13 protein-coding genes and 1 pseudogene are annotated in these 14,819 nt (G+C 71.3%); 8 read left to right on the top strand and 6 right to left on the bottom strand.

The annotated features are described in order from the left end of the window. Positions 1-13 precede the first annotated feature (13 nt). From PV342_RS09160 to PV342_RS09150, 3 genes and pseudogenes are all read right to left on the bottom strand, one after another. Positions 14-385 (bottom strand): annotated as a pseudogene (locus PV342_RS09160) (IS5 family transposase); the annotation flags it as partial. Positions 386-553: 168 nt separating this feature from the next. Then, positions 554-1,321: an MIP/aquaporin family protein gene (locus tag PV342_RS09155; RefSeq protein ID WP_500316498.1), complete on the bottom strand. Its 768-nt coding sequence runs from the start codon at positions 1,319-1,321 to the stop codon at positions 554-556. Between the two features lie 130 nt (positions 1,322-1,451). After that, positions 1,452-2,231, bottom strand: coding sequence for an MBL fold metallo-hydrolase (locus PV342_RS09150; RefSeq protein WP_500316496.1), 780 nt, complete (start codon positions 2,229-2,231; stop codon positions 1,452-1,454). Between the two features lie 54 nt (positions 2,232-2,285). Between PV342_RS09150 and PV342_RS09145 the strand changes: the two genes are divergently transcribed. The 3 genes from PV342_RS09145 to PV342_RS09135 all read left to right on the top strand — a co-directional run bounded on the left by PV342_RS09145 (position 2,286) and on the right by PV342_RS09135 (position 6,798). Continuing rightward, the gene (locus PV342_RS09145; protein WP_400809236.1) at positions 2,286-2,888 is read left to right on the top strand and encodes a CGNR zinc finger domain-containing protein; all 603 of its coding nucleotides are present in this window, start codon (positions 2,286-2,288) and stop codon (positions 2,886-2,888) included. A gap of 509 nt (positions 2,889-3,397) precedes the next feature. Next, positions 3,398-5,347 (top strand): N-acetylmuramoyl-L-alanine amidase, encoded by a 1,950-nt coding sequence (locus PV342_RS09140; protein WP_500316494.1) that lies wholly within the window; start codon positions 3,398-3,400, stop codon positions 5,345-5,347. Between the two features lie 290 nt (positions 5,348-5,637). After that, the gene (locus PV342_RS09135) at positions 5,638-6,798 is read left to right on the top strand and encodes a helix-turn-helix domain-containing protein (RefSeq protein ID WP_500316492.1); all 1,161 of its coding nucleotides are present in this window, start codon (positions 5,638-5,640) and stop codon (positions 6,796-6,798) included. Positions 6,799-6,909: 111 nt separating this feature from the next. On the opposite strand, the gene PV342_RS09130 is transcribed toward PV342_RS09135, so the two are convergent. Beyond that, complete coding sequence (locus tag PV342_RS09130; RefSeq protein ID WP_500316490.1) at positions 6,910-7,269, bottom strand: DUF7878 domain-containing protein; 360 nt, start codon at positions 7,267-7,269, stop codon at positions 6,910-6,912. A gap of 459 nt (positions 7,270-7,728) precedes the next feature. On the opposite strand from PV342_RS09130, the gene PV342_RS09125 reads away from it, so the two are divergent. Further along, positions 7,729-8,418: a DUF4232 domain-containing protein gene (locus tag PV342_RS09125; RefSeq protein WP_500316488.1), complete on the top strand. Its 690-nt coding sequence runs from the start codon at positions 7,729-7,731 to the stop codon at positions 8,416-8,418. Positions 8,419-8,528: 110 nt separating this feature from the next. On the opposite strand, the gene PV342_RS09120 is transcribed toward PV342_RS09125, so the two are convergent. Both PV342_RS09120 and PV342_RS09115 read right to left on the bottom strand, forming a co-directional pair. Next, positions 8,529-10,361 (bottom strand): sensor histidine kinase, encoded by a 1,833-nt coding sequence (locus PV342_RS09120; RefSeq protein ID WP_500316487.1) that lies wholly within the window; start codon positions 10,359-10,361, stop codon positions 8,529-8,531. Beyond that, positions 10,358-11,056 carry a response regulator transcription factor gene (locus tag PV342_RS09115; protein WP_400809222.1) on the bottom strand — a complete coding sequence of 233 codons (699 nt, stop codon included), beginning with the start codon at positions 11,054-11,056 and terminating at the stop codon, positions 10,358-10,360. The genes PV342_RS09120 and PV342_RS09115 overlap by 4 nt, the downstream gene beginning before the upstream one ends. Before the next feature lie 123 nt (positions 11,057-11,179). Between PV342_RS09115 and PV342_RS09110 the strand changes: the two genes are divergently transcribed. The 4 genes from PV342_RS09110 to PV342_RS09095 are packed head-to-tail and all read left to right on the top strand — an operon-like array spanning position 11,180 to position 14,817. Then, the gene (locus tag PV342_RS09110) at positions 11,180-11,806 is read left to right on the top strand and encodes a hypothetical protein (protein WP_500316486.1); all 627 of its coding nucleotides are present in this window, start codon (positions 11,180-11,182) and stop codon (positions 11,804-11,806) included. Then, positions 11,790-12,914, top strand: coding sequence for an efflux RND transporter periplasmic adaptor subunit (locus PV342_RS09105; protein ID WP_400809219.1), 1,125 nt, complete (start codon positions 11,790-11,792; stop codon positions 12,912-12,914). Before PV342_RS09110 ends, PV342_RS09105 begins: the two co-directional genes overlap by 17 nt. Then, a complete protein-coding gene (locus PV342_RS09100; protein ID WP_500316484.1) occupies positions 12,911-13,627 on the top strand; it encodes an ABC transporter ATP-binding protein in 717 nt (238 codons plus the stop codon). The genes PV342_RS09105 and PV342_RS09100 overlap by 4 nt, the downstream gene beginning before the upstream one ends. Next, positions 13,624-14,817 carry an ABC transporter permease gene (locus PV342_RS09095; protein WP_386997162.1) on the top strand — a complete coding sequence of 398 codons (1,194 nt, stop codon included), beginning with the start codon at positions 13,624-13,626 and terminating at the stop codon, positions 14,815-14,817. The genes PV342_RS09100 and PV342_RS09095 overlap by 4 nt, the downstream gene beginning before the upstream one ends. Positions 14,818-14,819: the final 2 nt, after the last annotated feature.

Below are 14,819 nucleotides of genomic sequence, written 5' to 3'. Positions count from 1 at the left end.
CTGCGCTGACCCCCTTTGACGCGGGCGCCGGCGGAGGATCGGTGCGGGCGCCGGCCGCGTGCTGATGTGCGCGGACGATGGTGGAGTCAACCGAGATGTCCCAGTCGATCTCACCGGCTGCGTCGGCCGCGGCTTGGACCCGCTGCAGCGGACGTTCCCACGTCCCGTCGGCCGACCACAGCCGGTGCAGTTCGTAGACGGTCTTCCGCGGCCCTACCCGTTCCGGCAGGTCACGCCACTGCACGCCGGTCCGCACCCGGTGCAGGATCCCGTCGATGACCTGCCGGTGGTCCCGCCACCGGCCACAACGCCTGTTGCTGACCGGCAGGAACGGCCGCAGCCGTTCCCACTCCGCGTCACTCGTCGCCCCCGCACATGTCCACATCAACGACCCGGCACCAAGTGGTCACGTGATCGACACGACAGCTCCCAGCGGCAGGGCCGACCTGCCTTCGTCGACCCGGCACCGGTAATCCGCTCCGGTTCCCGGAGGGCCGTGTCGTACAGCCGACGGGGCTTCCCGGCAGCTGAGTTGACCCGTCGCACATCGCGTTCAACCGCCGGGGAGCCTCGCCGTCCTACCCTCATGCGGCGCCGGTCCGGTGAGTACTCGACGGCGTCCGAGGAGCAGATCCCGTGCGACCGTTCCCATGGCGGCGCCGAGCATGGGTGCCAGCAGGTAGACCCACAGGAATGAGAACTGTCCCGCGGCAAGGGCAGGGCCGAACTGGCGGGCCGGGTTGGCGCTGCCGCCGGTGCTCGCGCCCAGCAGGGTTATGGCGAGGCACACGACGACACCCACCATGTACGGGGTGAAGCGCGTCAGGTGGCCGACTGCCGCGAACACTCCCACGAGCAGCACGATGACGCCCGTGGTCACCGCCTCCGCCACGAAGAGCCCGGCGGCCGACCAGTCTGGCGCCGGCCGCAGCGCGGCATAGGTCACCGGGGCCGTTGCGGCGACGTCACCCCACACGCCGCGCGCGGCCAGCACGCCGAGCAGGGACCCGGTGAGCTGAGCCGTGACGTAGAACGCCACCGCCGAGCCCGGGATGACTCCGAAGCGCCACATCGCGAAGGAGATCGCCGGGTTCATGTGGGCGCCGGACTGGCGGCCGAGAGGGCTGAGGACGAGCCCCACGACAAGTGTGCCGACGACCGCACCGATGATGAACAGCTGCGGGCGGGTGCCGGGAACGGCCTCGGAGAGTGCGGACGGGCCGACCACCCAGCGCACGACGGTCGTCACACCGAACAGCAGACTGAAGGTCAGTATCAGCTCCACGGCGCTCAGGCGGAGGGCCGACGGGGGAGTGCTCAACAGGACGCCTTGAAACAGGGACAGGGGGAGCCCACCTTGTCGATGGACAGCGGCTCCCCGTCGGAGCGGGTTGGCGAGGTCTCGGGCCGGGACATTTGGCGCGCGGCGCCATGCCGGCCTGTACCCGCGGTCAGATGTGCAGCCGGTCCGCGATGCCGGCGGATGTGAAGGCCCGGACGAGGTCGTCCCGGCCCTCGGTGAAGTGCGCCCAGCTGTCGCAGTGCGCGGGAACGACCCGCCGGGCCCCGAGGATCCGGGCGGCCGCGGCAGCACCGGCACCGTCCAGGACGACGAGTGCGCCGTCGAAGACGGGCAGCCGCGGGGCGCCGGCGAAGAGAACCGCGGAGTCGACGGGGCCGAATCGATCGGCGATTTGCCTCACCACGTCCAGTGACGCGTTGTCGCCGCTGACGTAGACGGTGGGCAGGTCGTCGGAGGTCAGGACGAACCCGATCACCTCACCCGCGATCGCCTCCGCTCCTTCCGGGCCGTGGAGGGCCGGAGTGCCCGTCACGGTCACCGTGCCGCCGTCCGGGCGGGGGAGGTCGACGGACGCCCACGGGGAGAGGCCGCGAACCGTGCCGCGGAGGCGTCGCGCCCCGTCGTGGGTGGAGAGGGTGAGCGGCACGCCGGCGAGAAAGCCTCGTCCGGATGTGTCGAGGTTGTCGGCGTGCTGGTCATGGGAGAGCAGCACGGCGTCGACGGGGCCGAGTTCCTCCGGCGTGATCGGGGAGGGCGCCGTCTTGGTCAGTACCAGCCCGCCAGGCAGCTCGTAGTCGCCCGGGCCGTCGAACGTGGGGTCGGTGAGAAGCCGCAGACCTCCGTACTCGATCAGAACCGTCGGACCGCCGAAGACAGTGATCGGAACATGCCGCACTCTGGAACACCTCACGGATAGGGTAGGGGTCATCCGTGACAAACATACGAGTTCTCACGGATGGCGGCAAGCCGTACCATGAGGTGCATGACGGCAAGCCCCATAGACCAGCCAGAGGTGCTGCCCGCGCCGGGTGCGGAGCGGTATCCGGCGCTCGACCTCGTCAACAGCGTCGTGACCCTTCCCGGCGGCCGGTCCCTGGACCTCCTGGACACCCCGTCCGGAACCGAGCAGTGGCTCACCGCACACGGCCTCGCGTCGACGGGCGCCGGCCTGCAGGAGGGTGACGCTGAGCGCCTCCGCGCGCTGCGCGCACACATCCGCTCTGTGATCGTTTCGAAGGTCCACGGCCACCCGGCGTCCGAGGCCGACCTCCAAGCGGTCAACGACGCTCTCACCCGCGCGCCGGCGGCGCCCCTGCTGCGCTGGGACCCCGCACTCGGTCTGCACCGCATGGCCGTACGCCGGGACAGCGGGATCCTCGACCACGCTCTGGCCCGGCTGGCCGCGGACGCGGCCGACCTGCTGACCGGCCCCGATGCGGAACGCCTCACCGCGTGCGACTCCGCCCCGTGCAGTCGCTACCTGCTCCGGCACGGCCGCCGTCACTGGTGTTCCACGCGCTGCGGTGACCGTGCCCGCGCCGCCCGCGCGTACGCCCGGCGCTCACGCTCCGTGACGGCCGATTGACGCAGGGGGCAAGTCGGCCGGGATCCGCCCCGCCTGGCACGTGATCCGCCCCGCCTGGACGTCGGCCGGGACCTCGGACGCCCGGGCCGCCGGGGCGCGGCGGATCCGTTCCTGCCGGGTGCGGAGAACGCCGACTCACTCCGGGGGGCGAGGCCGCCATTCAGTCCCGCATGTAATGGCAGTGCCAATTATGTGATTCCTGTGCCTTGGCGCCGGAGCCGGCGAACAGGAAGTGCCGTGCGAAATGGCGGACCTGCACGGCATGTTCACAATCAGCGGGAATTCCGGCGGCCGCACCGAGTTCCTTTGATTCCGTCCGGCGCTCTCTGCTAGCGTCACCGATCGTCCTCAGGTCGATTGCGAGCGAACGCCGGACGTTGTTCGGCGTCGACAGACGGCAGGCATACCTCCGTAGAGATTCCGGAGCGCCTCGCAGAACGGCTCATGCCGTGTCAGTCAGCTTGCCCACAGGGCGACATGACCGTCTCAGACACACTCGGGAATAGTTGATGACGACGAAGAGAACCCCTCGCCGGCGGCATGCCGAACGGCGCCGGCCGCTGCTGCTCGCGGCCGCGGCACTGGCGGTGGCCGGCGCGGTGGCGGTACCGGTGTTCGCACAGGCGACGGGTGAGAGGCCGCCCGTCACATCGACGCTGCAGGCCGACTTCACCGCCGCGGCCGCGGAGTTCGACGTGCCGGAGCAGGTGCTGCTGGCCGTGGCGTACCAGCAGTCGGCATGGGACGCGCACGCCGGGCAGCACAGCACGGATGGCGGCTACGGGCCGATGCATCTCACGGACGTGACGCCGTCGATGCTCTCCGCCGGGGACGCGGGTATGGCCGGACGGGCGGACGTGGCCTCGCTGGCGGCGGACCCGGCCCTGCACACACTCCAGGCAGCCGCGAAGCTCACCGGCCTGTCCGCGAAGGAACTGCGCGGCGACGCGACGGCCAACATCCGCGGCGGGGCCGCCCTGCTGGCCTCGTATCAGGAGTCGACCGGAGGCAAGGCCTCGCCGGATCCGGACGATTGGTACGGCGCGGTGGCCCGCTACAGTCAGTCCACCCAGCGGCAGGGCGCCCGGGCGTTCGCCGACCGGGTCTACGCCACGCTGAAGAAGGGCGCGAAGCGCACGACCGCCGACGGGCAGCGCATGGCGCTGGCGCCCGCGACGGGGGTGGCGCCGGCCACCGGCCAGCTGGACCGCCTGCGCCTCGCCTCGGCGGCGACCACCGGCACCGAGTGCCCGGCGACCGTGGACTGCTCCTTCGTGCCGGCCGCCCCGTCCAACGGTCAGGTCTCCGACCGTCCGGCCAACGGGATCCGGATCGACTCGATCGTCATCCACGACACCGAGTCCTCGTACGAGTCGGCGATCGCCACGTTCCAGACCGCGGGCGGGAGTTCCGCGCACTATGTGATGCGGTCCGCCGACGGCGCGGTCACGCAGATGGTCCCCACGAAGGATCTGGCGTTCCACGCGGGCAACTACTCCACCAACATGCACTCCATCGGCATCGAGCACGAGGGCTTCGCCGCGCACGGGGCGACCTGGTACACCGAGGCGCAGTACGAAGCGACGGCGGAGCTGGTGACGTACCTGTCCGAGCGCTTCGGCGTCCCGCTGGACCGGCAGCACATCATCGGCCACGACAACGTCGTGGGACCGACGTCGGCGACGGTGTCGGGCATGCACTGGGATCCGGGACCGTCCTGGGACTGGGAGCACTTCATGGCCCTGGTCGGCGTCCCGCTGTCCGGCAGGCACGGTGTCGGCCCGGTCGGCAGCGTCGTGACCATCGCCCCGGGCTTCGAGCGGAACCGGCAGACCGTCGAGGTCTGCCCGTCCGACGACCCGACCGGTGCCACCCCCGCCTGCGCGGACGTCGAGCAGCCCGCCAACTTCGTGTACCTGCGGACCGCGCCCAGCGCCACCGCGCCCCTGTTCGGGGACCAGGCGATCCACTCCGGTGGCGACGGTACCGACCGGATCAACGACTGGGGCAGCACCGTCCAGGCCGGCCAGCAGTTCGTGGTCGCCGGCAAGCGGGGGGCCTGGACCGCGATCTGGTTCAGCGGCAGCAAGGTGTGGTTCCACAACCCGAAGGGCCGGAACACCGTCCCCGCCCACGGCGTGACCATCGTCAGGAGCGGCACGACCACCGGCACCCCGCCGGTGAAGGTGTACGGCTCCAGCTACCCGGACGCCGCGGAGTACCCGGCCGGCTACGGCGCCTCCACCCAGGCCCCGCTGAGCATGTACTCCATCCCGTCGGGCCAGGCCTACGTCGCCACCGCGGCGCCGGCCCTGACCGACGACTACTTCAAGGCCGACGGCAAGGTCGTCTTCGGCGCCAAGAAGATGTACACGATCCAGTACAACCACCGCACCGCGCTGGTCTATGAGGGCGACGTCACCGCCCAGCACCCGGCCAACCCTCCCGGCCACCGCTGAGGCACCGCGACGCAGAACCGTGTGGTGGTGTCCGGGGCGTCCACGCTCCGGACACCACCATGCGCGCTTCCACCAGTGCCCGGGCCGGCCCCCCCCGACGGGCGGAATTCGTGACCGGTAGAGCCTGGACGCGCGCGGGCACCGCATAAAGCCTCAGGGAAATGCGCGCCACGCCATGGAACATCTGCGCCACAGGCGCAATCTTCCGGTTCTCGAGGGCGAGTGGGGCGAGTTGTTGAAATCCGAACTAGTTGTTAGGCTGCGGTCTCAGTGGGCCATGGCGCCGGAGCGTGCCGTCCGCGGTGAGTACGGATCGATCGGTAAGGCAGCGGTTACTCGAACCTCCCGTGGAGGGCTTTCGAAGTGATCGTGTGGGGGACAAAGTGGAAGACCAGCGATCGGCGGGATCCGCGAATTCCGAGCCGAGTTCCGGGAGCGGCGTCACATACCGGGCCGCCATGCGCCTGACCGCCGAGCAGGCGGAATCCTCGGAGCGGCATTTCCGTCACCAGGAACACAATCCGTTCGGGGAGAGCGGCCCCTTCTCGCACCTCACGCGCCTTGCCGTTCCGCACTCCGCCGCCGCACGCGGATTCCGCTTCAACGCACACGGCCAGCTCATCGACGGACTGCTGTCCGCGCAGGTCTACGTCGACTCCCTCACCGGGGTCTCCGGCAAGAACCTGCCTCAGGATCCGATCGTCGCGGACGTGGTGACCTCGGGCCGGATCGAGTTCCGGGCGGGCAAGGAGATTTACGACGTCCAGCCAGGGCGGATCTGCATTCGCGACACGAAGGCCTCGTGGCAGTTCTCCTGCGCGCCGGCCACGAACGTGCACGTCATCGCCATCCCGCGCCATCTGGTGCTACCGCACGTCCGATCGGGAAGGCAGTCCGGCCGGTCATGCGTAACGGACATCACCGCACCTGAGGTCCGGTTCCTCCTCAACTACCTCGAAGCGGTCAAGGGCAGCAGCCGGGAACTGGAGACATCGGGAACGGCGCGGCAGATGGCGCGTGACGTCTGCGCGAGCCTGCTCTCGAGCATCTTCTCCGACCGGCCCGGCTCGGCGCTCGCCGACGACTCGGGAGCCATCGTGACGGCCGCCAAGTACGCCATCGAACAGCATCTTGAAAGCGCGGACCTGTCTCCGGCGATGGTCGCGCGGCACGTGGGAGTGTCCCTCCGGACGCTGCACCGGAGCTTCTCGGCCGGGGACGACTCCGTCATGGCGTTCGTGCGGAGTCGTCGCCTGCAGAAGGCCCACGACGAACTCGTGGACCCGGACTCCGCGGCCGGCATCGCGGGGATCGCGGCACGCTGGGGCTTCTCGGACACGAGTCACTTCATCAGGCGCTTCAAGTCGGTGTACGGCGCCACGCCCGCCGCATACGTGAGGGACCGCAGAGCCGCGGACGGCGGGCACGACCAGAGCCGCGACGTCCAGTAGCCGGTGCCGTCGGAGGGCGTCACCGCTCCGCCCGGGGCTCCGCCCGCCGGGTCGGGCTTGGCAGTTGTCGCGTGATCATCGCACTCCCGGGCGGCTGAACCGGGTCTGAGGTCAGAGCTCCGGGATGAAGACGGGGTCGATGCCCATTGCGGTCACGCCGTCGCGCACGGAGCGGCCGAAGTGCTTGATCTCTGAAACGAGGGCATCCCAGCCGACGGGAGCGCTCCAGAAGTCCGGCGCGGAAACGGCGCCGATCCGCCAGCCCTGATCGGAGTTCACGACACGGATCGTCCCTTCCTGCGCCTGCATCGAATCGAACTCGAAGTCCTCATGGCCGGCAGCCGGACTTTGGAGCCAGAGCGCCAGGTGGTACGCCGGCTCGGCGACAGGGAACTGCTTCTCGAACCACACCGCCCGCCCGTGTTCCCAGATAGACAGCTCTGCCTCGATGTCGAGGAGCAGCACCGCCACGGGAGCCTCCTGCGGGATGAGGTCCCGCCGAGGCAGATCCGACAGTCCGAAGTCTCGGCAGGCGAACCGCACTGCCCGCCTCCCCGAGATCTAGGCCCACTACCCATCCGGGCCGAGCCAATGAAAGCAACCGTACCAAGGCGCGCGCCGATCGCCCGCCGGGGGAGGCTCAGCCGAAGGTGCGACGGGGAATGCGCGTGCGCCAACTGCCCGTTGCTGCCCGAGACGTGGCAGGTGCGTATGGAAGTGGAGTGCCAGAATGTGTTGGCCGTGGCGCGGATTTACATCGATGAATTGTGAAGCTTGACGCGGCCGGGTTTCCAATGTCCTGGGACCGTAACCGCTCATTGCTGGCGCGGTCACGGAAGTCCTTTTGTGTGGCGTCGCGTCCGCATTCCTTGTCAGAGTTGCGGTTGTGACGGGGGAGGTTCCCTTGAACCACATGGAAAGAGGTTATCGATGAAGGTCTCGACCGGCGCTCGCGTCGCACCCGTACTCGTTCTGGCGTTGGCGGCCCTGACGGCCTGCGCCCCGGAGACGGACAAGGCCGGTTCTTCTGGTTCTTCCCCGGTGGCGACCGCCTCGGACGCGTCGTCCTCGCGTGGCGATTCGTCGGCCGCCTCCCAGGGGCGAGCCGGTGGAGGGGAGGGGTCCGCCGACGGGACGTCGCGTGACCGTTCAGGTGCGCAGGACACGGATTCCGGTGCGGGTCGTGACGGCGGGCCGCAGCGGTGCGCGTCCGGAAACCTGCGGGTTTCCGTGGAGAACCAGGAAAGCGGTGCCGGCACGACGCACTTCGAGCTGGTCTTCCGGAACACGGGCACCGCGCCGTGCACCCTGACCGGATTCCCCGGAGTGTCCTTTCGCGGCCGCGACGGAGCCGAGATCGGTAATTCCGCCGACCGCGTCGAGACCACGCGCGCCACGACGGTGACCCTGATCCCCAATGCCCGCGCTGTCGCCGACGCGCAGGTCCTGAACGGTCAGTCCGGACTCTCCGATGCCGATTGCGGGTTGAAGAGCGTTTCGTTCCTTGGTGTCTTCCCGCCGGACTCGAGGGAGCAGATCGATGTGCCGTGGAAGGCCTCTGAGTGCAGTGTCCGCGGCGCGCACGGACTGAAGATCGGACCGGTTCACCCCGTCCGCTGACCTGGTACCGAGCGTGCGGAGCGGGTGCCGGGGCGTGGCCCCGGCGCCCCGCCGTGCCGGTGCCGGAAACCCTTGACGCGCGAGCCGCGGACCTCGCGCGCGCCACCGGCTCAGGCCCCGCCCGCGCGGGGTGATCCGCGACGCGTCGACGCGTGTTCGCGTTCCGGCTCACCGCGCGGCAGCCGCAAGGTGAACAGCGATCCCTGGCCGTAGGTGCTCTCGGCGGTGACGGAGCCGCCGTGGGCGTGCGCGAGGTTGCGGACGATGGCGAGGCCGAGGCCGCTGCCGCCCGTGCCGCGGTTGCGGGACTTCTCGGCCCGCCAGAAGCGGTCGAAGACCCGGGGCAGGTCCTCGGGCCGGATGCCGCCGCCCGTGTCGGCCACGGCGATGACCACCGCGTCGTCCTCCCGGCGTGCCGTGACCGTGACCGTGCCGCCGGGCGGGGTGTGGCGGACCGCGTTGGACACGAGGTTCGCCACGGCCTGACGGAGGCGTACGGGGTCGGCGACGACGCTGCCGATGCCGTCTGCGGCGACGTCGACGGAGAGGGCGACACCGGCGTGGTCGGCGCGTCCGCCGTGCGCGGTGGCGACCTGCCGGAGGAGTTCGCCGACCTCGCACGGCACCTTGTGCAGGCGCAGCGCACCGGCGTCCGAGGCGGCGAGGTCCTGCAGGTCGTCGACGATGTGCTGGAGGAGCAGCGCCTCTTCGAGCAGCGAGCCGACGAGTGCGCGGTCGGCCGGGACGACACCGTCGTCGGCGGCCTCGAGCCAGCCGCGGATGTTGCTCAGCGGGGTGCGGAGTTCGTGGGCGATGTCGCCCACCATCTCCGTGCGCAGCCTTTCGAGATTCGCGCGCTCCTGGGACATCTCGTTGAACACCTCGGCGAGGCGCCCGATCTCGTCCTTGCCCGTCACCTGGACGTGCGCGGCGACGTCCCCCGCCTTCACGCGCTGGGCGGCCGCCGTGAGGGCACGCAGCGGCCTGACCAGCTGCAGGCCCAGGCCCACGGTCACCACGACGGTGAGCAGGAGCACGCCGGCGACGACCCCCGCCATACGGAGGCGGTTGGGCGCGGAGAGGTCGAACGGGGACGCGGCGGCGGCGTTCTCCGGGGAGCCGATGAACAGCAGCGCGGCCGGTGCGACGTACGGGGCGAGCTGCTCGCGGCGGGCGCTGTCCAGGCACGACGCGACGAGCCCCTCGTCCGCCGGTTCGCGGCTTCGCGACGCGGGTGTCCATGTCAGGTCCGGCGCGAGCCGTACGGGTCCGCTGCCCCGCCTGCTGAGGCACGCGTCGACCAGGGCGCCGAGCCGGGCGAGGGCACGGGACTCGGTGCGGGTGGGCCGGTCCAGCGCGTCCTCGGCGCAGCGGGTGCCGCTGTAGCCCGGCGTGGTCACCCGGGGCCGTCCGCCGGGTTCGGTGACGGCGGTGGCGTCGATGCCGATGTCGCGCAGGCAGGTGACCCGGCGCTGCGCGATGACGGTCAGCCGTGTCCGTTCCGCCTGCGTCAGACGGAAGGGGCCGGCGGCGCGGGAGTCGATACGGTCGCCGCCTCCGGACCCCGCGAGCGCGGCGTCGACGGCGAGCGGGTCGACGGTCGCCGAGGCCCGGTCCGGCAGCGGGGTGCGGTGGCCGGCGTCGGCGGAGTCGGCGATGGGCCGGCGGTCCTGGGTGGTGAGGACGACGCGGTGCCCGGTCTCGCGGGCGAGGCGGTCCACGAGCGGCCGCACACCCTCCCAGCCCGCGTGCGTGGCGGCCCGGCCGAGGAGGGCTTCGTAGATCCGGGCGTCGTCGGAGATGGCCTGGCCCTGCTCCTGCCGGATCGCCCGGGTGGTCGTACGGACCGCGAGCCAGGCGGTCGCCGCGATCGAGCACACGGAGACCAGCACCGACAGCGCGAGCAGCCGCACCACCAGGCTGCTGTGGAAGCGGCGGCTCATGCGGTGTCTGACAGGACGTAGCCCACGCCGTAGACGGTGAGCAGCCGTACCGGACGGGCGGGATCGGGTTCGATCTTCCGGCGCAGGTTCATCACGTGGGTGTCCACCGTCCGCACGGTGAAGTAGCGGCCCGTGCCGTGGAGCTGCCCGAGGATCTGCTCGCGGGTGAAGACCCGGCCCGGCTGGGCGGCGAGCGTCTCCAGCAGCCGGAACTCCCCGGGGGTGCAGTCCACGCTGGCGCCGTCGCAGATGACCTCGTGGCGGGAGGGGTCGACGCTCAGCCCGCCGACGGTGAGCGTCGGGTCGGCCTCCGCGGCGGGCGGCGCGGCGGGCCGGGCGCGGCGCAGCAGGGTGCGGACCCGGGCGGTCAGCTCCCGCGGGCTGTACGGCTTCGACATGTAGTCGTCCGCGCCAAGGTCCAGGCCGAGCAGGAGGTCGTCCTCGGTGCAACGGGCGGTGACCATGAGCACCGGCAGGTCGGATTCACGGCGCAGGATGCGGCAGACGTCGAGTCCGTCGACCTTCGGCATCATCAGGTCCAGCACGAGCAGGTGCGGCGGGTCGCGGCGCAGCTCCTCCAGGGCGGCGCGTCCGTCGTGGACGACGGTGACCGAGTGTCCTTCGTGCTCGAGGTACACCCGCAGCAGCTGCGCCTGCTTCTCGTCGTCCTCCGCCACCAGTATGTGTGCGCTCATGGCCGGGAGTATAAGTACGCCAAGTGTCGTATTTGCGGTGTCGGGGCTCTGTCCGCGGGGGACCACGGTATGCCCATCGCTTCCTGACAGGTTTCCGACATTCGCCGGCCACGATCAGTCGGCATGACCCACCCACACCTCCCTCACCGCGCCCTCGGCGCGGCCACCGCGGTCGTCTGCGCCGTCCTGCTCACCGGCTGCGGCGGCTCGGCCGGGGGCACCGGCACGGCGTCCGGCACCCAGTCAGGTCAGCGGTCCGGGGAACAGGATGTCGCCTCGGTGGCGACCGGCACCTCCTCGGCGGCGCCGCGGTCACCGTCCGGGACGCCCGCCGGCGACAGCGAGCAGGGCCGCCCGCAGCTCCGCCTCGACAGCTCCGACGCCGAACGCGACCGCTACTGGAACGCCTACGCCACCTGTCTGAAGGACCACGGCCACAAGATGATCCTGGCCCGAGGCCCCTACTCCATCGACCAGAACGACAACAGCCCCACCGCCAAGGCCGCCCAGAAGACGTGCGCCGGCAAACTCCCCCTCCAGCCACCCGAGTTGCGCCGCGACTCGAACCCGCACTACGACGACGACTACCGCGCCTACATCAAGTGCCTGAACTCCCGCGGGCTCAAGGTCGTCGCGCTGCCCGACAACTCCGGCTGGACCTACGACGGCCAGACCACGATGAGCGACACCGAGCAGACCAAGGTGGACAAGAACTGCACGATGGAGGCCTTCGGTGGCAAGAACCGCTGAGCACCGCCTCCCCAGGCGGCGCCGGCGCCGGTTCACCGTGGCCCTGGCCGTCCTCCTGACGGCCGGCGGTGCCGGAGGTGCGACCGCCGCCTGGAACACACGGCAGGGCAGCCCGCAGACGGCGCCGGAACACCCGGTCGAGCTCGACACCGTCAAGGTCGCCAGGACCGACCTGTCCACCGACAGGACCCTGCCCGGCACACTCGGCTACGGCCCGCTGCGCACCCTCAAGGGCACGGGCGCCGGAGTGCTGACCGAGCTGCCCGCGCCCGGCGCCGAGGCCGTACGGGGCAAGCCCCTGTACCGGGTGAACGACCGGCCCGTCACCGTCTTCTTCGGCGACACCCCCTTCTTCAGGGCCCTGGACAAGCCGGGGCTGCGGGGGCGGGACGTGACCGTACTGGCGGACAACCTGCGAGCCCTCGGCTACGACATCGGGCACACCGCGAACCGCGCACCCACACGCACGGGGACCGGCGGCACCGAGTTCACACCCGAGCTGAGCGCGGCCCTGAAGCGCTGGCAGGTCGACACCGGCCAGGAGGCGACCGGGACCCTCACACCGGGCCGCGCGCTCGTACTGCCCGGCCCGGCGAGGGTCAACACCGTCACCGCCGCTCCCGGCGACCCGGTCGAAGGGGAGGTGCTGACGTACACCACCACCGCGAAGTCGGTGGCACTGACCGTGGACGCCGCCGGGGTCGGCGCCCTCCGCACCGGGCAGAGCGTCACGATCACCCTGCCCGACAGCCGGGAGGTCCCCGGTACGGTCACCGCCGTCGCGCGCGCCGTCCAGGGCGGTTCCGCCGACGACCAGAGCGGGCAGACGGGACCTCCCACGGTCGCCGTCACCGTCACGCCGCGGCACGCCGGCGACGTGAAGGGGCTGGACTCCGCCTCCGTCCAGGTCCGCTTCACTGCCACCGACCGCAAGGGCGTCCTCGCCGTCCCGGTCACCGCGCTCCTCGCCCTGAGCGAAGGCGGCTACGCGCTGCAGCGCCCCGACTCCTCCCTGGTCGCGGTGGAGACGGGGATGTTCGCCGACGGAATGGTGGAAGTCAGCGGGGCGGGCGTCAGCGAGGGTATGACGGTGGTGACCGCCTCGTGAACACCACCGGGCGCCCGGCCCCCGCGCTCGCCGTGCGCGAGGTGACCAAGACCTACGCGGGCGACGTCACCGCCCTGAACGGGGTGTCGCTCACCGTGGAGGAAGGGGAACTCCTGGCCATCCTGGGACCCTCAGGCTCCGGGAAGTCCACGCTGCTGCACATCATGGGCACCCTCGACCGGCCGACCAGCGGGACCGTCGAGATCGCCGGCCACGCCGCCGCCGGACTGTCCGACCGGCGGCTGTCCGCACTGCGGGCGCGACTGCTGGGCTTCGTCTTCCAGCACTTCCATCTCACCGACGGCCTCGACGCCACGGAGAACGTCGCGACCGGCCTGCTCTACGCGGGCGTGCCACGACGGCAACGCCGGCCCCGCGCCGAGGAGGCGCTCGCCCGGGTCGGCCTGGCGCACCGCACCCGCCACCTGCCCCAGCAGCTGTCCGGCGGCGAACGGCAACGCGTCGCCATCGCCCGGGCCCTGGTCAACGAACCCGCGCTCGTCCTCGCCGACGAGCCGACCGGAGCCCTCGACAGCGCCAACGGGCGCGCCGTACTCGACCTGCTCACCGGACTGAACCAGGAGGGCACCACCATCGCGGTCATCACCCACGACCGGGACATCGCCGCCCTTCTGCCACGCAGGATCCAGCTGCGCGACGGCCGGATCGCCTCGGACAGCGCCACCCGCGCGGACGCCTGGAGCCCGGCATGAACCGACCGATCAGACTCTCCCCCCTCGACGTCCTGCGGCTCGGCCTGCTGGGCCTGCGCACCCGCAGGACCCGTGCCGCGCTGTCCGCACTGGGCATCGCGATCGGCATCGCCACACTCGTCGTCGTCACCGGCATCCCCGCCTCCAGCCAGCGGGCCCTCATGGACGAACTGTCGGCGCTCGGCACCAACATGCTGCGCGCACAGCCGCAACCCGACGCCGAGCAGAAGGCCCTGCTTCCCGAGGCCGCCGACGCCATGGCGGCACGCATCGGCCCGGTCACCAGCGCCACGGCTGTGGCCAACACCCATGCCACGGTACGGCGTTCCGACCTTGCCGACCCCAACGACTCGATCGGGCTCAGCGTGCTCGCCGCCAGGACCGACCTGCTGACCACGATCGGCGGCACGGTCCGCTCCGGCCGGTTCCTCGACCGCGCCACCGAGCGCTTCCCGACGGCCGTCCTCGGCCAGCGCTCCGCGAAGCGGCTCGGCATCGACCGCGTCGTGCCGGGACGGGAGCCCCTGGTGACCATCGGCACGCACCACTTCTCGGTGATCGGCGTCCTCGGGCCGATGCCGCTCACACCGGACCTGGAGAGCTCCGTACTCGTCGGCTGGGACGCCGCACGCGACGTGCTCGACTTCGACGGCCACCCCACCGTGGTCTACGTCAAGGCACGGGAGTCGCGGATCGAGGCGGTACGCGACGTCCTGCCCGACACCGTCAACCCCGAACTGCCCGGACTCGTCCAGGTCAGCCGCCCCTCCGACGCCCTGGCCGCCAAACGCGCCACCGAACACACCTTCTCCGCCCTGTTCCTGGGGCTCGCCGGGGTGGCCCTGCTGGTCGGCGGCATCGGCGTGGCCAACACCATGTTCGTCTCCGTACTGGAACGACGCCGCGAGATCGGCCTGCGACGCGCCCTCGGCGCCAACCGCCGGCAGATACGGGGGCAGTTCCTGACGGAGTCCGTGATGCTGTCCGTCCTGGGCGGGCTGAGCGGGACCGTGCTCGGCGCGGCGGGCACGGCCGGTTACGCGCTCTCCCAGTCGTGGCCGCCCGTCCTGCCACCTCTCGCGCTCGGGACCGGTCTGGCCGGCGCGATCGTCGTGGGCGCCGTCGCAGGCGTCTACCCGGCCCTGCGCGCCTCGCGGCTGCCCCCGACGGAGGCCCTGTCCGCGGTCTGACG

The organism is Streptomyces sp. PA03-3a (assembly GCF_033792735.1).
Classification (GTDB): domain Bacteria; phylum Actinomycetota; class Actinomycetes; order Streptomycetales; family Streptomycetaceae; genus Actinacidiphila.
The sequence above is the reverse complement of the archived record's forward strand: the minus strand, read 5'-3'. Positions and strand labels throughout refer to the sequence as shown.